Annotated in this window: 29 protein-coding genes; 17 read left to right on the top strand and 12 right to left on the bottom strand. The window is 54.4% G+C overall.

Annotation, left to right across the window (positions count from 1 at the left end; translation table 11 throughout):
• Window positions 1–5 precede the first annotated feature (5 nt).
• Together trpC and M0646_RS12030 are read left to right on the top strand one after the other, a co-directional pair.
• Window positions 6–929 (top strand): indole-3-glycerol phosphate synthase TrpC, encoded by a 924-nt coding sequence (gene trpC / locus M0646_RS12035; RefSeq protein ID WP_286650002.1) that lies wholly within the window; start codon window positions 6–8, stop codon window positions 927–929.
• Between the two features lie 2 nt (window positions 930–931).
• Window positions 932–1,645: an HAD family phosphatase gene (locus M0646_RS12030; RefSeq protein ID WP_286649689.1), complete on the top strand. Its 714-nt coding sequence runs from the start codon at window positions 932–934 to the stop codon at window positions 1,643–1,645.
• Here M0646_RS12030 and M0646_RS12025 read toward each other — a convergent pair.
• From M0646_RS12025 to M0646_RS12015, 3 genes are read right to left on the bottom strand one after another with little or no spacing between them, the layout of a single operon-like run.
• On the bottom strand, window positions 1,642–3,042 hold the full coding sequence (locus M0646_RS12025) for an NAD(P)(+) transhydrogenase (Re/Si-specific) subunit beta (protein ID WP_286649688.1): 1,401 nt from the start codon (window positions 3,040–3,042) through the stop codon (window positions 1,642–1,644). The genes M0646_RS12030 and M0646_RS12025 overlap by 4 nt on opposite strands.
• Window positions 3,043–3,047: 5 nt before the next feature.
• The gene (locus tag M0646_RS12020) at window positions 3,048–3,326 is read right to left on the bottom strand and encodes an NAD(P) transhydrogenase subunit alpha (RefSeq protein ID WP_190278097.1); all 279 of its coding nucleotides are present in this window, start codon (window positions 3,324–3,326) and stop codon (window positions 3,048–3,050) included.
• A 24-nt stretch (window positions 3,327–3,350) separates the two neighbouring features.
• A complete protein-coding gene (locus tag M0646_RS12015) occupies window positions 3,351–4,505 on the bottom strand; it encodes a Re/Si-specific NAD(P)(+) transhydrogenase subunit alpha (protein ID WP_286649687.1) in 1,155 nt (384 codons plus the stop codon).
• Window positions 4,506–4,829: 324 nt separating this feature from the next.
• Here M0646_RS12015 and M0646_RS12010 point away from each other — a divergent pair, with 324 nt between their 5' ends.
• Together M0646_RS12010 and M0646_RS12005 are read left to right on the top strand one after the other, a co-directional pair.
• Entirely contained in the window at window positions 4,830–5,261 is a 432-nt protein-coding gene (locus M0646_RS12010; RefSeq protein WP_149821161.1) for a universal stress protein, read from the top strand.
• Between the two features lie 3 nt (window positions 5,262–5,264).
• Entirely contained in the window at window positions 5,265–7,745 is a 2,481-nt protein-coding gene (locus M0646_RS12005; RefSeq protein ID WP_286625861.1) for an HAD-IC family P-type ATPase, read from the top strand.
• Here the strand turns inward: M0646_RS12005 and M0646_RS12000 are convergent.
• Window positions 7,742–9,553, bottom strand: a complete 1,812-nt coding sequence (locus M0646_RS12000; protein WP_286649686.1) for an ABC transporter ATP-binding protein — start codon at window positions 9,551–9,553, stop codon at window positions 7,742–7,744. The two genes, M0646_RS12005 and M0646_RS12000, sit on opposite strands and share 4 nt — an antisense overlap.
• Before the next feature lie 76 nt (window positions 9,554–9,629).
• Window positions 9,630–11,225, bottom strand: a complete 1,596-nt coding sequence (gene gpmI / locus M0646_RS11995) for a 2,3-bisphosphoglycerate-independent phosphoglycerate mutase (RefSeq protein ID WP_286649685.1) — start codon at window positions 11,223–11,225, stop codon at window positions 9,630–9,632.
• Window positions 11,226–11,507: 282 nt separating this feature from the next.
• On the opposite strand from gpmI, the gene chlP reads away from it, so the two are divergent.
• Window positions 11,508–12,716 (top strand): geranylgeranyl reductase, encoded by a 1,209-nt coding sequence (gene chlP / locus M0646_RS11990; RefSeq protein ID WP_149821152.1) that lies wholly within the window; start codon window positions 11,508–11,510, stop codon window positions 12,714–12,716.
• A 25-nt stretch (window positions 12,717–12,741) separates the two neighbouring features.
• Here chlP and M0646_RS11985 read toward each other — a convergent pair whose 3' ends face one another.
• From M0646_RS11985 to rpsD, 3 genes are read right to left on the bottom strand one after another with little or no spacing between them, the layout of a single operon-like run.
• On the bottom strand, window positions 12,742–13,011 hold the full coding sequence (locus M0646_RS11985; protein ID WP_149821150.1) for a YciI family protein: 270 nt from the start codon (window positions 13,009–13,011) through the stop codon (window positions 12,742–12,744).
• A gap of 9 nt (window positions 13,012–13,020) precedes the next feature.
• Complete coding sequence (gene prfA, locus M0646_RS11980; RefSeq protein WP_149821148.1) at window positions 13,021–14,115, bottom strand: peptide chain release factor 1; 1,095 nt, start codon at window positions 14,113–14,115, stop codon at window positions 13,021–13,023.
• A gap of 18 nt (window positions 14,116–14,133) precedes the next feature.
• Window positions 14,134–14,742, bottom strand: a complete 609-nt coding sequence (gene rpsD, locus M0646_RS11975) for a 30S ribosomal protein S4 (RefSeq protein ID WP_181495092.1) — start codon at window positions 14,740–14,742, stop codon at window positions 14,134–14,136.
• Window positions 14,743–14,927: 185 nt separating this feature from the next.
• Between rpsD and M0646_RS11970 the strand changes: the two genes are divergently transcribed.
• The 9 genes from M0646_RS11970 (at window position 14,928) to pgl (ending at window position 21,513) form a co-directional block, all read left to right on the top strand.
• Window positions 14,928–15,104, top strand: a complete 177-nt coding sequence (locus M0646_RS11970; RefSeq protein ID WP_149821145.1) for a transposase family protein — start codon at window positions 14,928–14,930, stop codon at window positions 15,102–15,104.
• Between the two features lie 170 nt (window positions 15,105–15,274).
• Window positions 15,275–15,943 (top strand): amino acid ABC transporter permease, encoded by a 669-nt coding sequence (locus tag M0646_RS11965; protein ID WP_149821143.1) that lies wholly within the window; start codon window positions 15,275–15,277, stop codon window positions 15,941–15,943.
• Between the two features lie 29 nt (window positions 15,944–15,972).
• Window positions 15,973–16,944, top strand: a complete 972-nt coding sequence (gene egtD, locus M0646_RS11960) for an L-histidine N(alpha)-methyltransferase (protein ID WP_149821141.1) — start codon at window positions 15,973–15,975, stop codon at window positions 16,942–16,944.
• 92 nt (window positions 16,945–17,036) lie between these two features.
• Window positions 17,037–17,633: an ATP-dependent Clp protease proteolytic subunit gene (locus tag M0646_RS11955; protein ID WP_149821139.1), complete on the top strand. Its 597-nt coding sequence runs from the start codon at window positions 17,037–17,039 to the stop codon at window positions 17,631–17,633.
• A 46-nt stretch (window positions 17,634–17,679) separates the two neighbouring features.
• A complete protein-coding gene (locus tag M0646_RS11950) occupies window positions 17,680–18,090 on the top strand; it encodes a hypothetical protein (RefSeq protein ID WP_190278096.1) in 411 nt (136 codons plus the stop codon).
• Between the two features lie 12 nt (window positions 18,091–18,102).
• Window positions 18,103–18,576, top strand: coding sequence for a Tic20 family protein (locus M0646_RS11945; protein WP_286625855.1), 474 nt, complete (start codon window positions 18,103–18,105; stop codon window positions 18,574–18,576).
• A 64-nt stretch (window positions 18,577–18,640) separates the two neighbouring features.
• Window positions 18,641–18,757: a photosystem II reaction center protein I gene (locus M0646_RS11940; protein ID WP_286625854.1), complete on the top strand. Its 117-nt coding sequence runs from the start codon at window positions 18,641–18,643 to the stop codon at window positions 18,755–18,757.
• Window positions 18,758–18,825: 68 nt separating this feature from the next.
• Window positions 18,826–20,775 carry a DUF3769 domain-containing protein gene (locus M0646_RS11935; RefSeq protein WP_286625853.1) on the top strand — a complete coding sequence of 650 codons (1,950 nt, stop codon included), beginning with the start codon at window positions 18,826–18,828 and terminating at the stop codon, window positions 20,773–20,775.
• A gap of 12 nt (window positions 20,776–20,787) precedes the next feature.
• On the top strand, window positions 20,788–21,513 hold the full coding sequence (gene pgl, locus M0646_RS11930; RefSeq protein ID WP_149821133.1) for a 6-phosphogluconolactonase: 726 nt from the start codon (window positions 20,788–20,790) through the stop codon (window positions 21,511–21,513).
• Here pgl and mutY read toward each other — a convergent pair.
• On the bottom strand, window positions 21,510–22,616 hold the full coding sequence (gene mutY, locus M0646_RS11925) for an A/G-specific adenine glycosylase (protein WP_149821131.1): 1,107 nt from the start codon (window positions 22,614–22,616) through the stop codon (window positions 21,510–21,512). The genes pgl and mutY overlap by 4 nt on opposite strands.
• Window positions 22,617–22,619: 3 nt before the next feature.
• A complete protein-coding gene (locus tag M0646_RS11920; RefSeq protein ID WP_226971964.1) occupies window positions 22,620–22,934 on the bottom strand; it encodes a DUF760 domain-containing protein in 315 nt (104 codons plus the stop codon).
• Between the two features lie 197 nt (window positions 22,935–23,131).
• Here M0646_RS11920 and deoC point away from each other — a divergent pair, with 197 nt between their 5' ends.
• Window positions 23,132–23,785, top strand: a complete 654-nt coding sequence (gene deoC / locus M0646_RS11915) for a deoxyribose-phosphate aldolase (RefSeq protein ID WP_149821126.1) — start codon at window positions 23,132–23,134, stop codon at window positions 23,783–23,785.
• Here deoC and M0646_RS11910 read toward each other — a convergent pair whose 3' ends face one another.
• Window positions 23,786–25,078 (bottom strand): TldD/PmbA family protein, encoded by a 1,293-nt coding sequence (locus M0646_RS11910; RefSeq protein ID WP_286627194.1) that lies wholly within the window; start codon window positions 25,076–25,078, stop codon window positions 23,786–23,788. It abuts the gene before it with no gap.
• A gap of 191 nt (window positions 25,079–25,269) precedes the next feature.
• Between M0646_RS11910 and M0646_RS11905 the strand changes: the two genes are divergently transcribed.
• Window positions 25,270–25,599, top strand: a complete 330-nt coding sequence (locus tag M0646_RS11905; RefSeq protein ID WP_149821125.1) for a hypothetical protein — start codon at window positions 25,270–25,272, stop codon at window positions 25,597–25,599.
• 14 nt (window positions 25,600–25,613) lie between these two features.
• Complete coding sequence (locus M0646_RS11900; RefSeq protein WP_286625852.1) at window positions 25,614–26,249, top strand: ribonuclease H-like domain-containing protein; 636 nt, start codon at window positions 25,614–25,616, stop codon at window positions 26,247–26,249.
• On the opposite strand, the gene M0646_RS11895 is transcribed toward M0646_RS11900, so the two are convergent.
• Complete coding sequence (locus tag M0646_RS11895) at window positions 26,214–26,984, bottom strand: PD-(D/E)XK nuclease family protein (RefSeq protein WP_286625851.1); 771 nt, start codon at window positions 26,982–26,984, stop codon at window positions 26,214–26,216. The genes M0646_RS11900 and M0646_RS11895 overlap by 36 nt on opposite strands.
• Window positions 26,985–26,996 lie beyond the last annotated feature (12 nt).

Here is a 26,996-nt window from a genome sequence, read left to right as displayed (position 1 = left end):
TCATCATGCAAATTCGCCGGCGTCCCCCTAATCCTGCTGTAACCGTTCGCAACCTCCACTACCAAGTACCGGTGGCCGATGAGGCTCCCCGCAATATCCTTGAGAAAATCGTGTGGCACAAGGAACAGGAGGTAGAGCAACTGCGGGAAGTGCTCCCCCTGCCGGACTTGCAACGTCAGGTACTCGATGCACCCCCGGTGCGCTCCTTTTTAGGGGCACTGCAAAAACCCGTCACCCAGCCAGCACTGATTGCTGAGGTCAAGAAGGCCTCTCCCAGTAAGGGCATTATTCGCCCCAACTTTAATCCGGTGGCGATCGCCCAAGCCTATGTTGCCGCTGGCGCGACTTGCCTTTCCGTCCTGACGGACAGGGAGTTTTTCCAAGGCAGTTTTGAGTACCTCGCCCAAATTCGCCAAGTGGTGGACGTGCCACTGCTGTGCAAGGACTTTATCATTTACCCCTACCAAATGTTCTTGGCGCGGTTGCGGGGCGCTGATGCGGTTCTCTTAATCGCTGCCATTCTCTCGGATCGCGATCTGCGTTATTTCCTGCGCATTGCCCATGGCTTGGGGCTAACCGCATTAGTGGAGGTGCACACCGCCGAGGAGATGGAACGGGTACTTGAGCTGGAGGACGTACAGTTGGTGGGCATCAACAATCGCAACTTGACGGACTTTAGTGTTGATCTAGCCACCACTGAACAGCTTTTGGCCACCTATGGGGCGCAACTGCGCGATCGCCACATCCTTGTGGTCAGTGAATCGGGCATTCATCAGCGTGCCGATGTTGAGCGGGTGACACAAGCCGGTGCCCAGGCCATTTTAGTCGGAGAATCCCTCATGCGACCCCCAGTAGAGATGGCGCACTGCAGCGAGGCGGAGCAACTCCAAGCACGGATTCAGCAGTTATTCCCAGAGTTAGCACGCTAGGTATGCCCCTGAAGGCAGTTTTGTTTGATTTCAATGGTGTCATCCTCGACGATGAGGCGATCCATGCTGCCCTCATTGAGGAGATTCTGCTGCAAGAAAATCTGCGACCCCAGCGGGGCGAGTACGACCTATTTTGCCTAGGCCGCAGCGATCGCGCCTGTTTGGATAATCTCCTCAGCCGCCGCGGCCGGGCAGTGACCCCCGCCTATCTGGATAAACTGGTGGCACAAAAGGCAGTCGCCTACCGCGCACGCTTGGCCAATATGGAGCCTTTTCCCTTCTTTGCGGGGGCGATCGCCCTGCTGGAGAAACTCCATGCTGCGCAGTTGAAAATTGCCATTGTCACCGGTGCCCTGCAATCCGATGTGGACTTGGCTCTTGAGCGGGGAAACTTGACTGGCATCGTGGACTGCATTATCAGTGCCGAAAGTGTGGAACGCGGCAAACCCTATCCCGACCCCTATCTCCGTGCCATTGCAGCCTTGCAAGCCCTAGGGGGCGATCTCACAGCCGCTGATTGTCTGGCGATCGAGGACACCTTGGTGGGGGTGCAATCCGCCCGCGAGGCCGGTGTCAAAGTCTTGGGGGTCGCGCACACCTATCCCTTCCACATGCTCCAGCGTCGCTGCCATTGGGTGCTCGATCGCCTTGATCAGTTTGACCTTGAGGAAATTGCCCCGGTGTTTGATCGCAGCGTGGCCGCCACCCCCTCCTAGAGGTGTTTCACCTCAGCAATGAGTTGATTGAGCACTTCCTTGGCATTGCCAAACAGCATTAGAGTTCTGTCCTTGTAGAACAACTCATTGTCAATACCGGCAAAGCCCGGATTGAGGCTGCGCTTGATCACAATCGTGTGTCGTGCCCGATCCACATCGAGAATGGGCATCCCATAGACGGGGCTACCGGGGTTGGTGCGAGCGGCTGGATTCACGACATCATTGGCACCAATGACCAGTGCCACATCCACATGCTCAAACTCTGGATTAATGTCCTCCATGTCCTTGAGTTGGGGGTAGGGGACATTGGCTTCGGCAAGCAGCACATTCATGTGACCGGGCATGCGACCTGCCACCGGGTGGATCGCGTATTTGACATCGACACCCAGCCGCTCCAGTTGATCCGCTAGTTCTTTGACACTGTGCTGTGCTTGAGCCACCGCCATTCCATAACCGGGGACAATGACCACCGACTTGGCATAACCTAGAATCATCGCACTTTCTTCGGGGTCAATGGTGCGCACTGACTTCGCGGTGGCATGAACACTACCCTCAGCACTGCCTGTGGTCGAGCTACCAAAGCCCCCAAAGAGCACATTGGCCAAGGAGCGATTCATGGCCTTGCACATGATTTGCGTCAGGATCAGCCCCGAAGCCCCCACCAAGGCACCAGCAATAATCAGCATACTGTTGCCCACAATAAAACCGGCAGCACTGGCAGCCAAGCCCGAAAGGGAGTTCAAAAGGGAAATCACGACCGGCATATCGGCACCGCCAATGGGCAGAACAAAGAGCACCCCCAAAATGCTGGCGATCGCCACCAAGCCCCAGAAAATCGGCATCTGACTTGGATCCAACCACACCCAGCCACTGGCCACCAAGAAAGCCACCAGCAAGCCGAGGTTAATCGCCTGCTGCATCGGGAAAATGATCGGGGTTCCCGAAATCAATCCCTGAAGTTTACCAAAAGCAACAAGGCTACCAGTAAGGGTGACGCCACCAATCAGCACCCCCAAAATAATCGTGATCAGCGTACTGGGGGTCAGCGGTTCACCCACGGCCACAATGCGGCAAAATTCACCAATGCCCACCAAGGCAGAGGCCGCCCCTCCTAAGCCATTGAGTAACCCCACCATCTGGGGCATGGCCGTCATTGCCACTTTGTAGGCAGCGATCGCGCCAATGACACTGCCGAGGCCCATGGCCGCTAGGATGCCCGTATAGCTAATAATCTGGCGATCGAGGAGCGTGACCACAATCGCAATCAACATCCCCAAGGCGGCAAGGCGATTTCCTTGACGGGCCGTGGCCGGAGACCCCAGTTTTTTCAAACCGAGGATAAAGAGCGCCGCAGCGCCCAGATAGCTCAATTCTTCAATGCGTGTTAGCCAATCCATGGTTCCTACCGCTTAAACATCTGCAACATGCGATCCGTGACCAAAAAACCGCCCACCACATTAATCGTGGCGAGCACTGTCGCAATAAATCCCAAGACCACCGTTAAAGTGGTGTGCCCACTCCCCGCCATCAGTAGGGCACCAATTACGGCAATCCCCGAAATGGCATTGGCACCAGACATCAAGGGAGTATGCAGCGTGGGCGGGACTTTGTTAATCACCTCAAAGCCAATGAAACTGGCCAGCACAAAAATCATCAGACCGACAAGAATGGGATCTGTCATAGAACGAATCCTCTAGGGACATCTCTAAACCGTTGTTGCCAAGGTTGGGGCAGGATGCAGCAGTTGCAGTACCCGTGGGTTGCGAACCTGCCCTTCATGGGTGATACAGGCGGCATCCACAATGTCATCCCCAAAGTTCAAAACCAATTCCCCTTGGGGGGTGAGGTACTTCAGGAGCGTTGAAATGTTTTTGGCATACATTTGGCTGGCATGCACCGCCATTGTCGAGGGCAGATTAATCGGGCCAATAATAGTGACCCGCTGATGACAAATAGAGCGCCCCGGTTCTGTGCAGGCACAGTTGCCCCCCTGCTCAGCGGCTAAATCCACAATCACCGAACCCGGTTTCATGCTGGCCACCATCCGTTCTGTCACCAAAAGAGGGGCAGGCTTGCCGGGAATTTGAGCAGTGGTAATGACCACATCGGCACTCTGGACATGGGCAGCGATCGCCTCTTGGGTTTTGTGCTTCGCCGCCTCAGAAACCTCTTTGGCATAGCCGCCGGCGGCAACGGTCTCCTCCTCAAGGTTGACTTCGACAAATTTGGCACCGAGGCTTTGTACTTCCTCCTTGACCGCTGGGCGAATATCAAAGGCTTCAACCACAGCTCCCAAACGCCGCGCGGTGGCGATCGCCTGCAAGCCCGCCACCCCTGCTCCAATCACAAACACCTTAGCGGGGGGAATCGTACCCGCTGCCGTCGTCAACATCGGGAAAAAGCGCGGCAAATGGGAAGCGGCCAATAACACCGCCGCATACCCTGCCACCGCTGCTTGGGAAGACAAAGCATCCATACTCTGGGCACGACTGGTGCGGGGAATGCACTCGAGGGCAAAGGCAGTAATATGCCGCTCTGCCAAGTGTTGCATCTGCCATGGATTGCCCAAGGGATTGAGAAAACTAATTAAGGTGGTGCCGGGTCGAATCCACTCCACCTCGCGATCGCGCAGCGGCGCCACCTTGAGCACCACATCCACATTGCCCCAGACCTCTTCAATGGAGTAACCAATTTCCGCACCCGCTGCACGGTAGTCATCATCGCTGAAGTGAGCCATATCTCCTGCACCGGACTCCACACAAAGGTGATACCCCTGCTGCACCAGCTTGGCAACGACTTCGGGAATCAGGGCAACCCGTTGTTCACCCACTTCGCGTTCCTTAACGACCCCAACTTTCATAGGCACTCTTGGATAGGGTTTGTAGTCTTGACAGAACAATTCCTTGGTGTACTCATCCGGGCATTTTTATAACCGCCCGACACCGTCACAACACATTCACCTGCTGTCCTGTACTGATCCTCACGCTACTGCGATCCCCTCGGAAATGGGCGCAAATGTCAGCGTTTTGTGGGAATTCTCCACAAGTCTTATGATCCCCAGGGAGGGTTGTAACAAATGTTGACACTATGTTTGTTCTTTGTCCCTGCCTTGAGTGACCTTAGGAGCCATCAATCCCAGCACCCTTATGGCAGACTAAGAGATTGCAAGTACAGAGTCACAGGCATGTTCAAAACAATTTTAGTGGCCCTCGATACCAGTGAGCTATCGGCACGGGTGATGGCGGCGGTGGCACAGTTAAATCTTGACCCGGATGCCCAAGTGATTCTCAGTCATGTGATCTCACCGACAGAGGCGGGTTTTGGCGTCAGTGCCGATCGCCCCTCGTTGCATCCGCAAATGGGCACCTACCGTAGTATTGAGCAGCACTTACAACAGTTCCAAAGCCACCTCCCCTGTGACTCGGAAATTGAAATTGTTACCGGTGACCCCGTCGAGGAAATTTTACGCTTGGCCAATATCTATGGGGCAGACCTAATTGTGCTGGGGAGTCGCGGCCTCACGGGGGTTGAGCGGGTTGTGCAAGGCTCAGTAAGTGGCGCCGTTGTGGCGGATGCCCCCTGTTCGGTGTTTGTGGTTAAGTCAGCGGAAACTTAGGGTATGACAGCACCATTGACGGGTCTGACAGCGGCGGAAGTGGCGGAGCGGCAAGCCAGAGGTCGCATTAACCGTCAAGCGAGTGAAAGCAATCGCACCTATGGCGACATTTTGCGGGAAAACCTCTTCACGTTTATCAATGGGGTTTTTGCTTTTATTAGCGTCATTTTGCTCTTTTTAGGTCGTCCGGGGGATGTGGCCGCCATCATCGTGGTGGTGTTTCTCAATGCCATCATTAGCATCCTGCAGGAAATTCGCGCCAAACGGCAGTTGGATGAAATTAGCCTCCTCACCCGTCCCCGTGTCAAGGTGCTGCGCGATCGCCAAGAGGCCATTATTGATCCTGCAGAAGTCGTAGAAGGGGATATTCTCCTTTTGGAGCCGGGGGATCAAATCGTTGCCGATGGCACCGTCGTTGGTGATGGACAGATCCAAGTGGATGAGTCCTTGCTCACAGGGGAGTCGGATCTCATCTCCAAGCAAGCGGGCGATCGCCTGTACTCCGGGAGCTTTTGTGTGCGCGGTGCCGCTGCCTATGTCGCCGAACAGGTGGGGGAAGCCAGTACCGCCCATCAACTGACTGCTGCCGCCAAAACCCACCACCACAAACTCACTCCCCTGCAACGGGAAATTAACCTGATTATCCGCGTCATTCTGGCGCTGGCGGTTTTCCTATGGCTATTGGTGCTGCTCTCGCTATTGGTACGCCTGACCACCCTACAAATGAGTGTGCAAACGGCGGCAGTGGTGGCGGGTCTTGTCCCCGTGGGCTTGTATCTGACAATTACGCTCACCTATGCCTTGGGGGCACTGCGTATCTCCCGTGCCAATGTCTTGGTGCAGCAGGTAAATGCCATTGAATCACTCAGTGGCGTCGATATTCTCTGCCTTGATAAAACGGGCACACTGACGGCCAATGCCCTTGAACTCCATAGCTGGTACGCCCTCACTGATACAGAGGAAAAGACAAAAGCGGCTCTCGCCACGTTTACCGCCAGTGTTAGTGCTCCGAACCGCACCATTGTTGCCCTCACGGAGGCCTTTGACGGCAGGCCCCAGCCCCTACGCCTCGAAATTCCCTTTTCCTCCGCCTACAAGTGGAGTGCCGCAGCGTGGCATGACTCAGAAGCATTTATTTTGGGGGCACCGGATGTCCTCTTCAAGGCTGAAGACCTCTCCCCTGAGGTGACTGAATTACTCCAGCGGGGACGGCAGCAGGGATTGCGGGTGCTTCTCTTTGCCCGTAGTTGCAGTGATCCTCAATGGGATGAGCGGCAGGAGACTCCCCTCTTGCCCCCAGATCTTGAACCCTTAGCAGTGATTTGGGTGGGCGATCGCCTGCGACCCCAATCCCGCGATGTTTTGCAACGCTTTCAACAGGCTGGAATTCAAATCAAAATTATTTCCGGTGACCATGCGGAAACGGTGGTTGCCCTCGGTAAACAAGTCGGCCTCGATGCGGGGGCGATCGCCATCTCCGGCACAGAACTCGCCGCCATGGATGATCCTAGCTTTGATCAAATGGCCGAGAAAGCCACGGTTTTTGGTCGCATTACCCCCGAGCAAAAGGCGAAACTCGTGACTCGACTGCGCGCCCTCGGGCATCAGGTGGCCATGATTGGCGATGGTGTCAATGATGTGCTGTCCCTGAAGCAGGCCAATGTGGGCATCGCCATGGAAAGTGGCAGTGCCATTACCCGAAATGTGGCTGATATTGTATTGCTTGCGGATTCCTTTGCCGCCTTACCAGCAGCCTTTCGTGAGGGACAGCGCATCTACAACGGCATTCAAGATGTCACGAAGCTCTTTCTGGTGCGGGTGTTTAGCTTTAGTTTGCTTTGTCTAGTCACGGTCATGGCAGGGCGCGCCTTTCCGCTGCTGATTAAGCACAATAGCCTGCTAACCCTGTGGGGAGTGGGTCTGCCGACCTTGGCGGTGGCTTTTTGGGCAGTGCCGGGGCCGCGTCCCCATCGATCGCTGATTCGTTCATTGCTGCACTTTGTCATCCCCGCCACCCTAAGCCTCGCACTGTTGGCCATTTTCATGTACTTGGGGGTGTTGGCACGGGAACTGACGCCCCTTGTGGCATTGCTCCAAGGACGCTTTGATCCAACGCTGTTGAATGGCCGCGAGGTGCTCTTAGAACTAGGGCAGAGTGTGGCGATCGCCCGCACGGCCTTGGTGACGACCCTGATGCTGGCCTCCCTTTGTTTAGTCCTGTTTCTCAAACCTCCCCATCCCACATGGGTTGGCGGTGCGCCTTTAGTGGGCAACTGGCGTTATGTTGCTGTGGTTTTAGCCCTGCTGGCTGCCTTCCTGACAATTAGTTTTTCGCCGACCCTACGGGCAGTGGCTGAGTTGGAACCCCTTTCGTGGTCGCTGTGGGCATTGATTGTACTGATTGTTTTGCTATGGGTGATTTTCCTGCGCAGCTTTTGGCGCTATCGACTCTTGGATCGCTTCCTTGGTGTGGATCTCAGTTAGGCACGAGGGGCGCGATCGCGCTGAATCGAGTAGAGATGGGCATACAATCCCCCTTGGGCGAGGAGTGTCTCATGGTCTCCCTGCTCACGGATTGTCCCTTGATCCAAGACCACAATTTGATTGGCATCCCGAACCGTACTGAGGCGGTGGGCAATCACAATCATTGTGCGAGTACCCGTAATGGAGCGCAGGGCCAGTTGAATTTCCCGCTCCGATTCATAGTCGAGACTTGAGGTGGCCTCATCAAAAATCAGGACATCGGGATCTGCTAAGAGGGCACGGGCAATCCCTAGGCGCTGCCGCTGTCCCCCCGAAAGCCGCAAGCCCCGTTCACCGACAATGGTGCGATAGCCCAAGGGCAACTGCTGCACAAATTCATCCACCCGCGCAATAGCACAGGCCTCATAGACGGCGTCGGCACTGACCTCGGGGTTGGCATAGGTGAGGTTATCCCAGAGGGTGCCATTAAAGACATCCACTTCTTGGTGGACAATGGCCAGCCGGCGGCGATAGGCGCGGACATCGAGGGTTTGAATATCTTGGCCATCAATGAGAATTTGCCCCTGATCCGGCTGGAAGTAGCGAAAGAGAAGCTTGATCAGGGTGGATTTCCCGGAACCCGATCGCCCCACCAAGGCCACCGTTTGGCAGGGTTCAATGAGTAAGTTAATATCCCGCAGAATGGGACGCCCCGGCGTGTAGCTAAACCAAACGTGCTGAAAATCCACTTTGCCCGAAAACTTCAGGCTAGGAATCTCCTGTTGCTCCAGATCAATGGCATCGCGACCGGGGGGCAATTCCATAAATTCATGGAAGCGCAAAATGGAGGCATAGCGGCGCGCAAACACCTCCGACACCTGCGAGAGGGGGGTAATTTCGGCATAGGCCATACTGGCAAGGGTGTAAATCGTAATAAAGTGACCAATGGAGACCCGGCCGGCGATCGTGGCCGCTAGGGAAAACCCCAACAAACTGAAAAGACAGAACTGGACTACGGTTCCCTGCCAAGTAATCAGGTGCATATAGCCGCGATGGATGCGGTCAATGACCATCTTGAACTCGCGATCGAGACGCTGCTGTTGACGAGCAAGTTCACGGGCTTCAGTGGCAAAGGCTTTGACGGTTTTGATATTGGTAATGATTTCTGAGGTGCGGCTTTCTGTGCTTTCGATGTGGCTGTCGAGGATTTCTTCTTTTTGAATAATGCGCCGTAGGGTGTGCAGGGTCAGCACCAAGATCACTGTAAAGGAGAGCAACAGTCCAAGGGCGATCGGCCAATCAAGCCACCAGACAATCACGCCAATCCCCAGCACCCGTACCAGTTTGGGAATCAGTTGGCCGGCAATCTCAGGATAGCTCCACGTATGGTTGGAAATCCCTTTGCTAACACGGTTGGCAATGCGACCCGGGTTATTTTCCTCAAAGAATTCTAGGGGCAGCGTCAGGATTTTCTCGACGGCTTTGCGAGTGTGGTCGCGGCGGGCAGCCAAGGCAATCCACCAGTGGAACCATACCCCCAGCCACGGTTGAATTGGGGCACGCACCACAGTGGCCAAAAAGACAATACTGCCGAGAACGGTGAGATTGACGCCAAAGGGATTGTTCCAGCCCGTCCATGTTTGGAGCGTATGGGCGATCGCCACCACTGGCGGATCGAGGGGTTGTTGCGAGAGCAGGTTGAGAATTTGACCAATGGCATAGGGCACGAGCAAATCCACCAGTTCGCAGAGACTAGCTGCGGTAATACTGGCGATCGCCATCCCCCGATAGGCGCGGTAGTAACCCAGAATGGAGCGAAACGTGGCCATAAAAACAGGACAAGCACTGTTCCTATTTTAAGATTTCTTAAAATTTTCTGCCGTCGCTCTTGGGTTGAGAATGCCCTTAGACCTTCACAGAGACTGGGGTGCGATTGAGGCGCGTTTCATAGGGGGCACTGGCAATCAGCGATCGCCCGGTCATCTCAGGGGGTTGAGGCAGCCCCAAAATTTCCAGAATTGTTGGCGCAATATCCGCCAGACACCCATCCTCTCGCAGGCTCACATCTGTAGCATGGCCGGGGATTTTGCGTTTCTCCCCTTCCACCAAGATGAAGGGAACGGGGTTGGTGGTGTGAGCCGTCCAAGGGTTACCGTCCTCGTCAATCATGTACTCAGCGTTGCCATGATCAGCGGTAATCAGCAGCGTGCCCCCCACCTTTGTTGTTGCTTCCACCAATACGCCTACACAGCGATCCACAGTTTCAATGGCTTGAATGGTAGCTTCCATCTGCCCCGTGTGCCCCACCATATCGGGGTTAGCAAAGTTCACCACAATTAGGGCATATTCCTGTTTCTCAATGGCCTCCTTAACCGCTTCTGTTACGGCAAGGGCAGACATGGCTGGCGCTTGATCGTAGGTGGCCACCATTGGACTGGGGATAAGAATGCGATCTTCGCCGGGGAAGGGTTCCTCAAGGCCGCCATTGAAGAAATAGGTGACGTGGGCATATTTTTCCGTTTCCGCTGCCCGCAGTTGCTTCAGGCCATGCTCGGCAATCACTTCCCCAAGGATATGATTGAGGTTTTGGGGCGGGAAGGCGACACCACAGTTAAAGTTAGCATCGTATTGGGTGAAGGTCACGTATTCCAAGGGCGTAATTAGCGTCCGTTCAAAGCCGCTAAAATCAGGGTCAATAAAGGCTTGGGTGAGTTGGCGGGCGCGATCGGGACGGAAATTAAAGAACACCACACCATCGCCGGGTTCAACGGCTCCTTCAGCAATGCGCGTGGGGACAATAAATTCATCGCCAATATCTTGGGCATAGGACTTACTGGCCACATCCACCGCCCGCAGGGGTTGAATATTCTCATTGCTGGTCATGACGCGGTAGGCCGCCTCGGTGCGATCCCAACGGCGATCGCGATCCATGGCATAGTAGCGACCACTCACCGTCACAATTCGTCCGCAGCCAATGGTTTTCAGGCGTTGCTCCAATTCCTCAAGGACACCTGCGGCATCGCGGGGGGGTGTATCGCGACCATCGGTAATGGCATGAATACAGGCCGGTAACTCATGGCGCTTGGCCAGTTCCACCAAGCCGTAGAGGTGATCAATGTGGGAATGCACCCCGCCTGCAGAACACAGACCGATAAAATGCAGCTTGCCCTTGCGCTCCTGCACAGTTTGGCAGAGCTTCACAAGGACGGGATTGCTAAAGAGGCTACCATCTTCAACGGCATCGGAAATGCGCACCAACTCTTGGGGAACAATGCGCCCAGCACCGATATTTAAGTGCCCCACCTCGGAGTTACCCATTTGACCCTTGGGGAGTCCCACCGCCTTCCCAGAGGTGCAAATCAATGTGTGGGGGTAGGCTTGCCACAAACTGTCCATGACAGGCGTATTGGCGCTAGCGATCGCATTACCGTAGGTCTCTTCGCGATAGCCCCAGCCATCCAAAATCATCAAAACAACGGGCGCAACAGGAGACGATGCCATGTGAATGCCCTACCTTAAACTTCTCTGGGAAATGGTGTAAATTGTACAACCTCGCAAATGATACCATTCTCCACCGCGAGAGACAAATTGGGTAGCTTCTGCTACAGTCCGCACGCTGGATCAATTCTGAATCCATAGATAGATCTATCCTAACGGATCAACGATGGCCAAATGTTGAAAACTGTTACAGATGCGGCTTTTCGGGATTAAATCCTTGAAGACAAAAAATTGCCGTGATAGTATCCAAGCTGTTGTTTGTTAGCCAAAATTGGGAGTCGTCCGTTGTCACTTCGGGTAGCAGTGGTCGGTGGTGGTCCAGCGGGTTCCTCAGCCGCCGAAACCTTAGCCAAAGCCGGAATCCAGACCTATCTCTTTGAACGTAAATTAGACAATGCCAAGCCCTGTGGCGGTGCGATCCCCCTGTGCATGGTCAGTGAATTTGACTTGCCGCCGGAAATCATTGACCGCCGCGTGCGCAAAATGAAGATGATTTCCCCCTCCAATATCGAGGTGAACATTGGCCATACCCTCAAAGACCACGAGTATATCGGTATGTGTCGCCGCGAAGTCCTCGATAGCTTTATGCGCAATCGGGCAGCGGATTTGGGCGCCAACTTGATCAATGGCACCGTCTTTAAGCTGGAGCAGCCCGCCACCAGCGATCAGCCCTACACCCTCCACTATGTCCAAGAGGATGGCACAGCTCAGACCCTTGAAGTGGATGTGGTGATTGGTGCCGATGGGGCAAATTCCCGCATTGCCAAGGAAATTGATGCCGGCGATTACAACTACGCCATTGCCTATCAGGAGCGCATCCGCCTGCCTGAGGACAAAATGGCCTACTACAACGAGTTGGCAGAAATGTACGTGGGGGATGACGTGTCCCCAGACTTCTATGCATGGGTTTTCCCGAAATATGACCATGTGGCCGTGGGTACCGGCACCATGAAGGTCAACAAAGACCGCATTCGGGAGCTGCAGGCGGGAATCCGCGCCCGTGCTGCTGCCAAACTGGAAGGGGGGCAAATTATTAAAGTGGAAGCTCACCCCATTCCTGAGCATCCTCGGCCGCGGCGGGTGGTCGGTCGCGTGGCTCTGGTGGGAGATGCAGCCGGTACGGTCACGAAATCTTCAGGGGAAGGCATTTACTTTGCCGCCAAGTCAGCCCGCATGTGCGCTGAAACGATTGTTGAAACCTCCAACAGCGGTCGCCGTATCCCCACCGAAGCAGATCTCAAGCTGTACCTGAAGCGCTGGGACAAAGCCTACGGCATGACGTACCTAGTGTTAGATCTGTTGCAACGGGTCTTTTATCGCTCCGATGCCACCCGTGAGGCCTTTGTGGAGATGTGTAGCGATATTGATGTACAGAAGCTCACCTTCGATAGCTACCTCTACAAGACGGTGGTGCCGGCTAATCCCTTAGTGCAGTTGAAAATTACGGCAAAAACGATTGGTAGCCTGATGCGGGGCAATGCCCTTGCGCCCTAAGTGAGTTTCGGATCCGCCCTCGCCTCTAGAGGGCTTGGATCCACTCATGAATGCTGTACTCTGTCCACACCTGATGCTGCCAGTAGGGGTCGTTTTCAATCAATTGGCGCACGGTCTCTTCGCTATCCGCCTCGTAAATGGCAAAAAAGTAGCGCAGGTCTTTCGTAGGACCAATGGTGATGAGCACCCCTTGGGCTTTTTGAACCGCAAGGCCGTCGAGGTGTGCTTGGCGATGGGGGGAACGCCGTTCAAGGACATCTTCACAGTAGCGTCCCCAAGCCACAAATTTGGTCATTTGATCCTCCTAGGCTTGTTCGGCAGCCAGTTGTGCCAGTTGTTCCTGCTGATCACGGCTAATGCAGGCTTGGATAATTGGTTCTAGATCCCCTTCTAGGACACTGCTGAGGCTAAAGTTTTGTCCTAAACGGTGATCGGTGACGCGGTCATCTTTGTAGTTGTAGGTGCGAATTTTTTCGGAGCGATCGCCCGTACCCACTTGGGAGCGACGCATTGAGGTAATAGCTTCCTGCTGTTCCCGCAGCTTCATTTCGTAGAGTTTTGCCCGTAGGATTTGGAACGCGCGCTCTTTGTTTTTCAGTTGGCTACGCTCTTCGGTGCAGAAGATGCGAATACCCGTCGGCTTGTGGAAGAGGTCAACGGCTGTTTCTACTTTGTTGACGTTTTGGCCACCGGCACCCCCGGATCGCGCTGTGGTGAGTTCAATATCCTTGGGATCAATTTCTACTTCCACTTCATCCACTTCGGGCATTACCGCCACGGTGGCCGTAGAGGTGTGAACTCGCCCCCCCGCTTCGGTGACAGGCACCCGCTGCACGCGATGGACACCGGATTCAAACTTCAGCTTGCTATAGACGCGATCGCCCTTGATTTCGAGGATGGCTTCCTTGAAGCCCCCCATTTCCGCGAGGGATTCACTGACTAAGCTCACCTGCCAGCCTTGGCTTTTGGCGTAGCGGGAGTACATTCGCACTAAATCCCCTGCCCAAATTCCCGCTTCATCGCCCCCAGCACCCGCTCGAATTTCTAGCATGATGTTTTTATCATCATTGGGGTCACGGGGCAAAAGCAGAATTTTTAGGCGTTCCTCGAGCTCGGCAATGCGGCGGCTGAGATCCGCGACTTCTTCTTCAGCCATCTGGCGTAGCTCGGGTTCATTGACTGCTTCTTTCAGTAGTTGGCGGGCATCCACCAGTTGCTGATTGAGGGACTGCCATTCGTGATAGGCATTCACCGTCTCCTCCAAGGCAGCACGGGAGCGAGCCACCTTCTGAAATTCGGTTGGGTTGACCGCCACATCGGGATCCGCCAAGCGACGGGTCAGTTCCGTAAAGGTTTGCTCGACAGTGCGGAGTTTTTCCAGAAGATAGGCTTCTGCCATAGGAAGGGCGGCGATACTCTAGACTTTGCGGGAGTAGTACTCAACCACGAGGAGTTCATTGACTTGGAGAGCCACCCATTGCCGTTCGACAATACCGGTGACTCTGCCGGTGAGGGTGCTTTTATCCAGTTCCAAGTGGCTGGGAAGATTGGCAAGTCCGGGATTTTGCAGGTTGGTTTCCACCAAGCGGCGCGATCGCTCATTATCGCGAACCGTAATCACGTCCCCCGGACGGCACTGATAGCTGGGAATAGAAACGCTGCGACCATTGACCAGAATATGGCCATGATTCACCAGTTGGCGGGCGGCTGGAATCGTTGGTGCCATTCCAAGGCGGAAAACGGTGTTATCCAGCCGCATTTCCAGTAACTGTAGAAGGGTTTGCCCCGTGGAACCACTGACCCGACGGGCCTTACGCACATAGCGCACCAGTTGCCGCTCCGAAACCCCGTAGTTGAAGCGCAGTTTTTGCTTTTCGTCAAGGCGCAGGGCATATTCCGAGCGCTTTTTGCGGGCTTGGCCGTGTTGACCAGGGGGATAGCTCCGCTTGGGGGCTTTGCGGGTGAGACCAGCCAGTTCACCCAGACGACGGACAATTCTCAAACGAGGGCCACGATATCGAGCCATGCAACTATACCCAACCTACAGTGATGATGGTGTCCAACCAAAAATGGGCAAGAAATAGACTGATGTGCCGAGGGCAACTTAATCAGCTTGCCTAGTATATCAAGGGGCTGGGCGCGATCGCAACCCTAGGACGAGGATTTCTAGAGCAAACGCATAGTAGAAAAGTAAGCCAATCGTTTGTGGGAATGTCACCATGCCGACCCTCTGCCGGTCTGCTCGACCACGTCAAAACCCTACAAGACCCCCGCGCAGAACACTTGCTAGAGCATCAACTCCTTGACATCATTGGTCTGACCATCTGTGCCGTCCTCTGTGGTGCAGAGGTGTGGGTGGAGATTGAGGACTACATGACTGGACTGTAGTGTACGATAAAGACTTAATCTCGTCCCCATCGTAGCTGGCTTCCGCGTCGCGGTGGAAAATCGACAGGTGCGGGGAGTCCATGTCGCTCACCTTTTAGGTAGAGCGCGGGACTGATAGCTCCCTGAACCCCTCATTAAGTTAGAGCAACAGGTGTAACCCAATCTCTTCGATGGAACTGATCCAAGCTGCCCTGCCGGCCTTTTTGCGGGGAGCACTAAATACACTCATTTACTGTGGCATTTCCTTTCCGCTAGCGGTGTTGCTAGGCATTGTCCTCGCCGCCATGAGCACCTCCCCCTTTCTGTTTCTGCGCTGGCCAGCACTTGGCTTTATTGAGCTAATGCGCAATACCCCCATGATCACCCAACTGCTCCTGCTCTACTACGGCGTCGGTGCAGTATTAGCCCAGATGAATCTTGCGACTTGGGTGAATGCGTGGACAGCGGGGGTGACAGCCCTGGCGCTCAACTATGGCGCCTATGAAGCAGAGGTCTTTCGTGCGGGTCTGCAAGCGGTGGATGTGGGGCAACGGGAAGCGGCTCTCTCCCTAGGCATGAGTCAACAACAGGGATTTGTGCGCATCATTTTGCCCCAAGCCATTCAAATTGTGATCCCACCCCTCGTCAATGACTTTATCTACATGCTCAAGGATTCGGCCATTGTCAGTGTGATTGCCGGCGTGGACTTAACCTCAGTGATGCGGGTGTGGGTGATTCGCAACAGTAGCCAGCCATTTCCTCTGTATGCGCTGGCCTTAATTCTCTACCTGCTAATGAGTTTGCCGATCGCGTGGTGGGGACGGCGTTTGGAGCAGCGGCTAAAGGCTAAAATATCTTAAGGTCTGCACATTCTGGAGCCGCTTTCCCTGTGAGCGATCGCCTGCACCTGACCCACTTACCCAGTCTCGCCACAGAACGGGATGGCCAAGATGTTATCCGAGGTCTGACTCAGCAACCCAAGTCTCTTCCCTCCTACTACTTCTACGATGCTGCGGGATCACGCCTCTTTGAGCAAATCTGTGAGCTGCCGGAATACTACCCCACCCGTACAGAATTGGGCATTTTAGAGACCGCCGCCGGGGCGATCGCCCAACTCACGGGCGCCTGTGAACTGGTGGAACTTGGCAGTGGCAGCGATCGCAAGATTCGCCTTCTCCTATCGGCCTATGCCCACGTACAACCTCGGCTTTACTATCGTCCCATTGATGTCAGTGGCTCAATCCTCAAAACCAGTGCCATGGCTCTTCTTGCCGACTATCCGCAGCTCAGTATTCATGGTCTTGTCGGCACCTATCAAGTGGGCTTAGAGCACCTACCGCCCCCCTTGGCACCTCGGCGCTTGCTCTGCTTTCTCGGTAGCACCATTGGCAACCTCTCCCCCAGCGAATGCCAGACCCTTTTTCAACAGATTCATCAGGTTCTTAGGGACGGGGACTATTTCCTGCTGGGCGTGGATCTGATCAAAGACACGAGTATTTTGCTCCCTGCTTACAACGATGCCCAAGGGGTGACGGCTGCCTTTAACCGCAATCTCCTCCATCACCTCAACTGGCGCTTTCAAGGAAATTTTCAGCCCGCAGCCTTTGCCCATCGCGCCATCTATAACCCGATTGCCCAGCAAATTGAAATGTATCTCGATTCACAGCAGCGGCAAACCGTTACCTTGGCTGCCCTTGATTTTCAGTGCACTTTTACTGTGGGTGAACCGATTCTCACCGAAATTTCCCGCAAGTTTGATCTTGCTGCCCTCAAGGCGGCATTAACGGCTGCTGGATTTCGATGGATCAAGGCCTTTACCGACCCTCAGCAGTGGTTTGCCCTCTGCCTCTGCCAGGTTTAGAGCGAAGGTCTTTGGAATAGGTTAGAATCAGGGAGAAAAGCCGCCTTCGTGGCTCAGGTTGCGGCGTTGATAGCTCAGCGTGGAAGGATTCTATGCCCATCGGAGTACCCAAAGTCCCCTACCGGATGCCCGGTGAACCCTACACCCAGTGGATTGACATCTACAACCGTCTCTATCGCGAGCGGATTATTTTCCTTGGTAAAGAAGTCGATGATGAGATTGCCAACCAAATTGTGGCGGTGATGCTCTACCTTGACTCCGAAGATCCGGGCAAAGACATCATGCTCTACATCAACTCCCCCGGTGGCTCCGTCACCGCTGGCATGGCAATCTATGACACGATGCAACATATTAAATCCGATGTCGTCACCATTTGTGTGGGTCTGGCTGCCTCGATGGGGTCTTTCCTCCTTGCAGCCGGTACCAAAGGCAAACGGTTGGCACTACCCCACTCCCGCATCATGATTCACCAGCCCTCTGGTGGTACCCGTGGCCAAGCAACGGATATTGAGATCGAAGCTCGCGAAATTTTACGGGTACGGCGACAACTCAATGAGCTATACGCCTACCATACCGGCCAGCCCCTCGAAAAAATTGAGCGGGATATGGATCGTGACTTCTTTATGTCCGCCGAAGAGGCAAAAAACTACGGCTTGATTGATCGGGTGATTGAGGAGCGTCACAGCTAGTTTGCTGGCACATTGGCTGAGAGTTCAAATGAACATGAGGTTGAACATGTTGCAATTGCTCAAGTCGGCTATCGGCATTCCCCTTGTGATGGGTGGCATCCTTGTCCTAGGAGCAGGTCAACCAGTGCGTGCCCAAGGCGCCAGCCCGCTGCCTCCGGAAATGATGAAGACCATGGTTGAGCAGCTGAGTGATTCCTTGGCAAAATATGTGTCACGGGCAAGTTGTACAGATATCGCCCAGTTGCTCAAAATGCTACCCACCAATGGTACTAACCCAGCTCCCGATTCCGGTTCCATCATCGGTGCTGCTATCCTGTCAGTCAGAAATAATCCGGAGCTGCAAGGGATCATTGTCTCGCGAGTGGGGCCACCGCTGGTCAGTAAAGTTGTGGAATGCAACATGATTTCGGCGGATCTACTGCTGAAGGTCATGAGTCAATCCCCCTCCAACCCCTAAAAGGAGCAACCCATGACTTGGCGTGCCACGACCACTGCGTTAGATCGTATCTTTGCCAGCTTAGCGTATCTGCTGCCGCTCTTCTACGTCATGCCCTTTGGTGGCTTTTTGTTTGATTTGTTTCCACCACTGCAAGCACTGGTGTTAGTGGTTTTACCGGTAGCCTTGATCTACTCCATTCCCTTTGCTGGCCTAATTGTTTTTATGCTGTTGTACCTGCTGGTGGTGCGCAACAGTCGTATCAGCCTTTTTATTCGCTATAACACGATGCAGGCACTGTTGATGGGGATTGTGCTGTTTATTGTCCAACTACTGGTACAACTGCTGGTCCGCGTTGCTAGTTTTGACCTGCTGATTAAAGTGCTCTTCAACTTTGTCTTTATTGCCACGGTGATTGGCGTCATCTATGCGGTGGTGCAGTCTGTACGCGGCATCTATGCCGAAATTCCCACGCTGTCGGATGCCACAAAAAGCCAAGTGTTTTAGGGGATGCGAGGGAGTCCCTCATCCCGTATGATCAGAAGGTGACGCTACGAAAAACGACAACATCATGGAAACACTCAAAATTACCGTTTATATCATTGTGACCTTCTTTGTCCTGCTCTTTGTTTTCGGGTTCCTCTCGGGTGACCCAGCTCGTAACCCTAAGCGTAAGGATCTCGAGTAATCCTCGCCAAAGGGGGTGGGCATCGGGTAACGTAACTAGGCAGTGGTCGTGAGGAAGTTTGGCCGTTGTTGTTTTTACCCCTTTTTGCTAGTCTGCCCCCCCCGACACAACCCGCAGAAATTACTGAGGTCAGCGGCGCATCACAAGCGGAGCTACTTGGAACAACGGTAGCCCCTGATCTCAGCAGTACAAAGCCGATCAGCCCTAGGCTAACACCGGATTTTACAGCCCCCCTCCGTCTTGGGGAGGCCAATGCTGAAACGCCCGTTGTCCGTGATCAACCCTTAGAGGTGACGGCCGATCGCCAAGAGTTTGATCTGATGCGGCGATTATTTAATGCCATTGGCAATGTTTTCCTCCGATTCAAGGAAGCCGAACTCACCGCTGATCGTATTCAAACCGATATTGACGCCCAAATTCTGGTGGCGGAAGGTAATGTGACAATTACGCGCGGCGATCAAGTCCTGCAGGGCGATCGCTTGGAATATAACCTCAGACTCGATCAAGGCTCTCTCACGAATGCTCGCGGCGTCGTCAATACCGCTAGGGTGGATCAAGACCTGAGCCTGACCCGCTCTCCTAGCCCCCCACCCCTTAGCCCTCTCCCCGGTCTTGACGAACAGGGCACAGATCCCCAAGCCGAAGTGACAGAAACATTTGATCGGTTGCGCTTTGAGGCCGATCGCCTAGAGTTTGATGGCCGCCGCTGGTTTGCTACCAATCTACGGATTACCAATGACCCCTTTAGTCCACCAGAACTGGAGGCACGGGCTCAGGAAGCAACAGCAGAACCCCTCAGTGCCGATGAAACCCTGCTCAAGGTACGACGGGGTCGTGTGGTCTTTGATCAGCGGGTGGCCTTACCCATTGTGCTGCGGCGGTTTGTTGTAGGTCGTCCCTACGAAGTGTTGCCCTTTGAGTTTGGCTATGATGAACAAGATCGCGGCGGCGTATTTCTCGCCTATCGCTACAGAGCGATCAACACTCCCAATACCCAAATCACCTTCCTGCCATCCATTTATTTAGAACGGATCATCAACAATGACTTTGATGTTTTTGATGCTAAAAGCTACGGGGCGGCGATCGAGCTAGGCCATCGGTTCACGCCGCAGACTCGTGTGCGCGGTTACGGCTTCTTGAATACGCTCAACCCTAACGACTGGCCGAGTACGTCACGCGCAGGGGTAGACTTGTTCTACAATTTTGATGCCCGCAATCTCCTAACTGTTTCTGCCCTTTATCGCCAACGGGTTTTTAATCGTTCCCTTGGGGAGCAAGAAATTACCAGTAGCTTTGGCGGCACGTTCAGTGGTACAGGTATTCCCTTAACTCAGGGCCTAGCACTCAGTTATCTTCTGGGAGGTCAATACGTCACGGCAGCCAGTGATGATCCCTCCCTACCCCCTAAGCCAAGCCTAGGTCGTCTTCAAGCTGCCGCAAGTCTTAACTGGGTGATGCCCATTTGGCGGGGCACTCCCTTGCCGCCGACGCGAACCCAAGGCCTGCGCTATAGCCCCCGTCCTGTCCAACCCTTCTTGCAGTTCTATGGCCAGGTAGGCGGTGTAGCGAACTACTATACCAATGGCAGTACCCAACCCGCGTTAGTTGCAGGGGCAGGGTTTCGGGGTCAAGTGGGTCATTTTTCTCGTCATTGGTTTGACTACACCAGTTTTGATGTGGGATTTACACAGACATTGAGTGAGCCATCCTCCCCCTTTCTCTTTGATCGGATTACTGATTTTAGTGTGCTCAACGTGGGATTGTTGCAGCAGATTTACGGGCCGCTGCGAGCGGGTGCCCAAATGCAAATTAATGTGGACACAGGGAGAGTTTTTGATACAAACATTATTGTGGAATATAGCCGTCGCACCTATGGGGTGATGTTTCGCTATAACCTCGATCGCCAGTTGGCGACGATTCTTTTGCGCATTAATGGGTTTAACTGGCGCGGCAATGCTGATCCCTTTTCCAGTCCCGGACTGGGTACGGCGACCGATGGTGTGATTCGCTCCAATTAGGAGGATGCTTCTATGCCAACACCCAATGTACGTGTTTTTCCAGATTTGGCTGCCCTGACGGCGGCGGCAAAGCAGTTTGTGCTTGAGCAGGCCACTGGGGCGATCGCCCAACGGGGACAATTTACGCTTGCCCTTGCCGGCGGCAACACGCCTAAACCGTTGTATGAAAGCCTTGTCTGTGCGGATACCCCTTGGTCACGGTGGCACATTTTCTGGGGGGATGAACGCTATGTTCCCCTCGATCATCCCGACAGCAATGCGGGGATGGCCTTTCAGGCGTGGCTCAATCATGTACCGATTCCCAAAAATCAGATTCACCCAATGCCAACGGCGGATGCGGATCCGCAGACCGCTGCCGATCGCTATGAGCAAATCCTGCGCCAAACCTTTGGCATCCGTGAAGGAGAAGTTCCCAGCTTTGATCTGATTTTGCTCGGTATGGGACCCGATGGCCATACGGCCTCCCTGTTTCCCCACACAGCAGCGCTGACGGTGGGCGATCGCTTGATTACCGTGGGCAACAAGGATGGCCAGCCCCGCCTCACCTTCACAGTGCCCCTGATTAACCATACCCGTCAAATTCTCTTTCTCGTGACGGGTGCCAATAAACAAACTGCCCTACGTCATATTTTCTCTGGGACAACTGATCCCCATCTCTATCCAGCACGGCTGATTACTGGCAATGCCCTTTGGTTTTTGGATGCGGCGGCGGCTGAGGGTGTCGTTGCAAACGCCTAGGCTGTGGGTCTGCCCCGTTCGTGAATGGCCTGAATAATTGCAGTATTGGCTTTTGGAAAGGGAAACTGCTCCAATTCCTCAGGGGTCACCCAACGGATGGCATCGCACCCCAAGGGCTGAGGACTTCCTGAAAGATACTGGCAGTAATAGACATGGAGCGTCACCCGAAAATGGGTGTAGGCATGATCAATGTCAATCAAATGCTCACCAACACTAATCTCAATGCCCAATTCCTCACGAATTTCCCGCTGAATACACTCCTGAACCGTCTCATTGGGTTCAATTTTGCCCCCCGGAAACTCCCATAGTCCCCCCAATAGACCTGTTGGTGGCCGCCGATCGATGAGAATCTGACCTGCCGCATTCCAAATCACCGCGACACCAATCTTTTTATGGGGTAAGGGGGAACGGCTCATTTTGCGAGGAATCTCATGGGTTAACTGGTGGCGATGCGCCAAGCAATGATCTTGCCAAGGACAAGCATGACACAGGGGTTGGCGGGGTGTACAGATGGTTGCCCCCAGATCCATCAGGGCTTGATTAAAATCGCGGGGGGCTTGGGAACACAGCAGTTGCGCCGACCACTGCCAGAGTTGGGCTTCCGCTTGCTTGGGGGGGATCGTGAGTCCATAGAGACGGGCAAGCACCCGTTTGACATTGCCATCGAGAATCGGCTGGGGCTGATTAAAGGCAGCACTGAGGATCGCACCTGCGGTACTGCGACCAATTCCCGGTAACGCCACCACGGCCTCGTAGGTGCAGGGAAATTGCCCCCCATGATCGGCCATGATCTGTTGAGCCGCGCGGTGCAAATGGCGTGCCCGTGCATAGTAGCCCAATCCCTGCCACAGTTTCAAGACGGTTTCCAAATCGGCAATCGCTAAGTCGGCGATCGCGGGAAAGGTGGCTAGCCAACGCTGATAGTAGGGAATCACCGTGGCCACTTGGGTTTGCTGCAGCATGATTTCTGAGACCCAGATGGCATAGGGATCGCGCGTGTGCCGCCAAGGTAAATCCCGCCCCTGCTGCTGATACCACTGTAAAAGTGCAAAACGAAGGGCAGGTAGTGTATACCCGCCCCCACGGTCCTGTACCGTTGGCATGGGTTATTTGCTGTCTTCCCCTTGGGCAGCCGCTTGCAGCGATCGCTCGAATTCAAGACGTTGCTCGGCACCGCGCAAGAAGTAACCACTCATCATTGCCGAAGCCAAGAGACGCCCAAGGTGCTCCCGATTCGTGGTAATGGAAACCTCAAACCCCTCCGGTGGCAAGTAGCCCAGCAGGTTGCCAATGTGGCGTTCCATCACAATGGCCATTTCCGGCGACGCGGGACGGGACAGGCGAGCCACCACTTCTGCATCCAAACTTTGCAGATAGTTCCAGAGGGAATCAGCACTTTCTTGAAGATTGCGAGGGTTCATGGTTGGCTCCATAGAGTGTCCTCCCAAAAAGGTAGTCTGGCCAACAGGTCAGCGTGCCTGTGATAGCCTAGTTTTAATCTAGCAAGGGTGAATTTTAGGTGGGGGGTGGGAGAACCGATCTCCCAAGGTCTCATTTTCCGTCCCCGTTTTTATTATTATTTAGTTAATAAAAATAGGGTTGTTCTGGGTGAATTCCTATGACGGAACGTGATTTGTTTGACCTTGCACCCTACATTGATCATACCCAGCTTGACCCCTTGGCAACCCCAGCAGAGATTGAACGGTGTTGTGCCGAAGCCGAACAGTGGAAATTTGCCGCCGTCTGTGTCATGCCCGTGTGGGTGAAGACCGCAGTCCAGTTGCTCCATCGCACACCCGTGAAAGTGTGTACCGTCATTGGCTTTCCCAGTGGTGCCCACACCAGTGCCACGAAACTCTATGAGGCGCAGGAGGCGGTTGACAGTGGGGCAACTGAGTTGGATGTGGTCATTAACTTGGGTTGGCTCAAGGAGGGCAACACCGAGGCCGTCTATCGCGACATCGCCCAAATCTGCGCGGAAACGGGGGTAACCGTTAAGGCAATTTTGGAAACCACGGTGCTGACAGAGGAAGAAAAACAACTGGCAGTGGATATTTGCTTGGACGCGGGGGTGGCTTTCCTGAAAACCAGTACCGGCTGGCGCGGTGGTGCCACGGTTGCGGATGTGCGTTTGCTCAAGCGCTTGAGTCGCGATCGCGTCGGCATAAAGGCCTCTGGCGGCATTCGTACCCGGGAGCAAGCCCTTGAACTCATTGATGCCGGGGCTACCCGCTTGGGCACCTCCCGTAGTCTCGACTTGATGCAGGTTTAGCTATTCCCCTGTAATCGCAAGGGGACTCACCCACACGGACGGACAACAACCGTAGGGGGTCACTTCAACCTCAGTGCCCAGATGGAGGATATTTTTCAGCAGACTGCGAATGTCCCCGGCCACGGTGGCCGCTTCAATGCTGATGGCTTCGCCGTTACGCAGTAACCAACCGTCAAAGGGGAGGGAAAATGAGCCTTGAAGGGCTTTCACGCCCGCGTGGAGGGCATGGAGTTCATCAATCCAAACAAGGCCATCGGCGCGATCGCCCCCTTCACCCGCTGGGACATCGTAGAAGTGACCACTCACTGTCACCTTTGCCCCTAAGTTGGCATGCCCCGTGGGCTGGGTTTGAAAGCGACGCGCCGTACCGGCACTGTGGTAGAGACCCGTGAGAATCCCCTGCTCAATTAAAGGGGTGCGGCGGGTGGGGGTACCTTCGCCATCAAAGAGGGGTTGACCGACATTTTCAGGGTGGCGAGCGTCATCATAGATGCTGAGAAGGGGGCTGGCGATCGCCTGATGGAGGGACTCCGGCGTCGAAAGGCTTTGACGATCCAAAATGTTTTGGGCATTAAAGAGATTGCTAAAGGCATTGAGCAGGCTGAGGAAGGCGGCGGGTGAAAAAAGAATGGGGTACTGACCCGAAACAATGGGTTCATAGGCTAAGTGGCGAATGGTTTTGTCGGCCACTTCATCAATGCAGCCCGCAATGTCTAAGTGCTCAAGATCGGGACTGATGCGAATGGCACCCGCACTGCGGGGTTTGCGACCCGCCTCATCGGTTTTGCTGTAGAGATAGAGCGTGGTTGTGGTGGTGGTTTGCTGGCGATTGGCACCCTCACTGTTGAGATAAAACCGTTCTAACCGTCGCTGGCTCAGGCCATTGTAGGGCACACTGGCGATCGCTGGGTGGCGTTCCAAGAGGTCTCGTTCCGCAGCAATCAGTTGATCCAAGAGGGTTTTCGCCGGGGCAAGGGGCACATCAGCCGTCGTTAGCGTCGTCTCCCCAAGGGGCGCTGTGGCCAAGGGACTAAAGTCGGGAATGTCCTCGGTGACGCCAAAGGCACTGGCTTCTTTGGCCATTTCTAGGGCTGTTTCCAGACCGCGATCGTCCAATTGGGTGGTGCTGGCAACCCCTAGGCGACCCGTTGAGTTCCACACCCGCACGGTAATTCCCGATCGCTGGGAGGCCTTCACCTGTTTGGGTTCTCCCTGCTGCACTTGGACACTCACCTCATCCACATGGGAGCCACCAAGGTCAAATTTCTCAATACCAAGGCGGTGGGCGATCATCACGACCCGCTCGTGGAGGGTGGATGCAGGGGTCAAGGTTACCGTCATGGTGTTCGGTTCAATGTAATTAACAAATCTTAAAACCATTCTAGCCCTATCCTCGGCGTGGTGGGCGATCGCCTAGGTGGGTTAAAAATCACATCGTTTCTCGCTAAGATTTTTGGAGCAATGTTGATCGCGAGAAGGGAGCCATGGTGCAACCATCCTTGGGGCTTGATGGTGACGGCGAGTGGTTGGGGGGAAAATCGCCCCAGTGGTCTGAGCGCCGCGCCCGCCTTGAAGAATTAATTGTGACACTGCGGGTTGCCGATGAATTGGCGGCTGGTAAATACTTGATTACCAGTGGTGAATTGGCAGAATTGATGGATGTGCACGCCAGTGCCGTCACCAGTCGCGGTGAAGAATGGACATGGCGCAATTGGCAGATTTCGCGGGTGCGCCGTGAAAGCAACCAAATTCTCTGGCAATTGGAACGCATTGATGTCGCCAAAGAGCAGTCCTCAGAATTGCCCCCGACGTAGTTTGCGAGCGAATCATGGATCTGGAATTTCCCCTTGAGTGTTTTGAGTACGACTTGAGTGCTACAGCCTTAGCGCACTTTCTCAATGCCGATCAGTTGGCCGTGGATACGGAAACCATGGGCTTGAATATCCCCCGCGATCGCCTGTGTCTGGTGCAGGTGTGTGACCCCGAGGGGCAAGTGGCCGTTGTCAAGATTGGTCGTGGCCAAACCGAAGCCCCCCACCTTCAGCAACTCCTAGAGCACCCCCGCATTACCAAAATCTTTCACTACGCCCGCTTTGATTTGGCCACCTTGCGCTACCATTTGGGGATCCGTGTTCATCCCGTTTTCTGCACCAAAATTGCCAGTAAGATTGCCCGCACCTATTCCCCCCGCCACGGCCTTAAGGATTTGGTTCTGGATCTGCTGGGGGTAGAAATTGATAAATCCGCGCAAAGCTCCGACTGGGGGAATGCCATGGCACTGCGGGAGGATCAAATCCGTTATGCCGCTAATGATGTGCGCTATTTGATTCCTCTGCGGCAGCAGCTCACGGCCATGCTGAAACGGGAAGAACGCTTTGAGTTATTCCAAACGGCTCTGAGTTGTCTACCCGCGATTGTCGATCTGGATTTAGCGGGCTACACTCAAGTCTTTGAGCACGGCTAGGAATGGGTCAATGGTCGAAACAGAAGTTGGCTGGCCACGCTGACACCGCTCATTAAAGGCGCACGCATCGCAGTATTTCCGAATCTGGGCTGGGGGCACTTGGGGCAGCTCCTGTCCTTGCTCATAGGCTTGTAACCATTGGCGCAGTTGGCTAAGGCACTGCTCTAGGGTATGGTGGATTTGCTGGTGGATCGCCTCACTGTAGGGAAAGGTGTAGAAATTTGCCCCCTTTTCTCCTTGGGCAAACCAGTAGGTCATGGAAATCTCGCTGGGGGGGTAGGGACTGGTGGCTGCCAGGAGATAACAGTAAAGGCGAGTCTGCCAATGACGGGCTAAGGTGTCTGGGGCGGGCAGATGGGCATAGGTTTTCCAATCGAGGATCTGCGCTTGCCCTTGGCCAAAAATCACGTAGTCATACACGCCCACAAGGGTGAATTCCTGCCAGCCCAGACTGCGGACATGCTCTGCTTCCCCTTGGCCCTCGATCATCGGCGGTGGCATGGTTTGAAAGGCCGCAAACCACGGTTGTAATTCGGGCTGCGCCTCAAGAATTGGGCGGATATCGAGTCCTTGAAAGTGCTGTTGCATCAGGCGGTGGAAGTCGCGACCCTGCTTTTGGGCAGTGGTTTCCGTTAATTGTGTGGCCTCTGGCAGTATCAAGCTGTCAAGATAGCGGTACTGATATTGCCGTGCACAGGTTTGCAGGGTGCGCAGATGGGCTTGGGAAAGTTGCATAGTCTTAGATGT

Origin of the sequence: Thermosynechococcus sp. B3, from assembly GCF_030323045.1 — a bacterium.
Taxonomy (GTDB): Bacteria; Cyanobacteriota; Cyanobacteriia; order Thermosynechococcales; family Thermosynechococcaceae; genus Thermosynechococcus.
This window is presented reverse-complemented; position numbering and strand designations above follow the sequence as displayed.

Bases quoted from the DNA above. Each gene is read 5' to 3' on its own strand.
- M0646_RS11905 (WP_149821125.1), top strand. From the start codon at position 25,270: ATGGTGCAACCATCCTTGGGGCTTGATGGTGACGGCGAGTGGTTGGGG.
- M0646_RS12005 (WP_286625861.1), top strand. From the start codon at position 5,265: ATGACAGCACCATTGACGGGTCTGACAGCGGCGGAAGTGGCGGAGCGG.
- M0646_RS11910 (WP_286627194.1), bottom strand. From the start codon at position 25,078: ATGATCGCCCACCGCCTTGGTATTGAGAAATTTGACCTTGGTGGCTCC.
- M0646_RS11965 (WP_149821143.1), top strand. From the start codon at position 15,275: ATGGAACTGATCCAAGCTGCCCTGCCGGCCTTTTTGCGGGGAGCACTA.
- M0646_RS11955 (WP_149821139.1), top strand. From the start codon at position 17,037: ATGCCCATCGGAGTACCCAAAGTCCCCTACCGGATGCCCGGTGAACCC.
- M0646_RS12015 (WP_286649687.1), bottom strand. From the start codon at position 4,505: ATGAAAGTTGGGGTCGTTAAGGAACGCGAAGTGGGTGAACAACGGGTT.
- M0646_RS12030 (WP_286649689.1), top strand. From the start codon at position 932: ATGCCCCTGAAGGCAGTTTTGTTTGATTTCAATGGTGTCATCCTCGAC.
- rpsD (WP_181495092.1), bottom strand. From the start codon at position 14,742: ATGGCTCGATATCGTGGCCCTCGTTTGAGAATTGTCCGTCGTCTGGGT.
- M0646_RS12020 (WP_190278097.1), bottom strand. From the start codon at position 3,326: ATGACAGATCCCATTCTTGTCGGTCTGATGATTTTTGTGCTGGCCAGT.
- prfA (WP_149821148.1), bottom strand. From the start codon at position 14,115: ATGGCAGAAGCCTATCTTCTGGAAAAACTCCGCACTGTCGAGCAAACC.
- pgl (WP_149821133.1), top strand. From the start codon at position 20,788: ATGCCAACACCCAATGTACGTGTTTTTCCAGATTTGGCTGCCCTGACG.
- mutY (WP_149821131.1), bottom strand. From the start codon at position 22,616: ATGCCAACGGTACAGGACCGTGGGGGCGGGTATACACTACCTGCCCTT.
- M0646_RS11945 (WP_286625855.1), top strand. From the start codon at position 18,103: ATGACTTGGCGTGCCACGACCACTGCGTTAGATCGTATCTTTGCCAGC.
- deoC (WP_149821126.1), top strand. From the start codon at position 23,132: ATGACGGAACGTGATTTGTTTGACCTTGCACCCTACATTGATCATACC.
- M0646_RS11950 (WP_190278096.1), top strand. From the start codon at position 17,680: ATGTTGCAATTGCTCAAGTCGGCTATCGGCATTCCCCTTGTGATGGGT.
- M0646_RS11940 (WP_286625854.1), top strand. From the start codon at position 18,641: ATGGAAACACTCAAAATTACCGTTTATATCATTGTGACCTTCTTTGTC.
- trpC (WP_286650002.1), top strand. From the start codon at position 6: ATGCAAATTCGCCGGCGTCCCCCTAATCCTGCTGTAACCGTTCGCAAC.
- M0646_RS11970 (WP_149821145.1), top strand. From the start codon at position 14,928: ATGTCACCATGCCGACCCTCTGCCGGTCTGCTCGACCACGTCAAAACC.
- gpmI (WP_286649685.1), bottom strand. From the start codon at position 11,225: ATGGCATCGTCTCCTGTTGCGCCCGTTGTTTTGATGATTTTGGATGGC.
- M0646_RS11985 (WP_149821150.1), bottom strand. From the start codon at position 13,011: ATGACCAAATTTGTGGCTTGGGGACGCTACTGTGAAGATGTCCTTGAA.
- M0646_RS12000 (WP_286649686.1), bottom strand. From the start codon at position 9,553: ATGGCCACGTTTCGCTCCATTCTGGGTTACTACCGCGCCTATCGGGGG.
- M0646_RS12025 (WP_286649688.1), bottom strand. From the start codon at position 3,042: ATGGATTGGCTAACACGCATTGAAGAATTGAGCTATCTGGGCGCTGCG.
- M0646_RS11900 (WP_286625852.1), top strand. From the start codon at position 25,614: ATGGATCTGGAATTTCCCCTTGAGTGTTTTGAGTACGACTTGAGTGCT.
- M0646_RS11895 (WP_286625851.1), bottom strand. From the start codon at position 26,984: ATGCAACTTTCCCAAGCCCATCTGCGCACCCTGCAAACCTGTGCACGG.
- M0646_RS11920 (WP_226971964.1), bottom strand. From the start codon at position 22,934: ATGAACCCTCGCAATCTTCAAGAAAGTGCTGATTCCCTCTGGAACTAT.
- M0646_RS12010 (WP_149821161.1), top strand. From the start codon at position 4,830: ATGTTCAAAACAATTTTAGTGGCCCTCGATACCAGTGAGCTATCGGCA.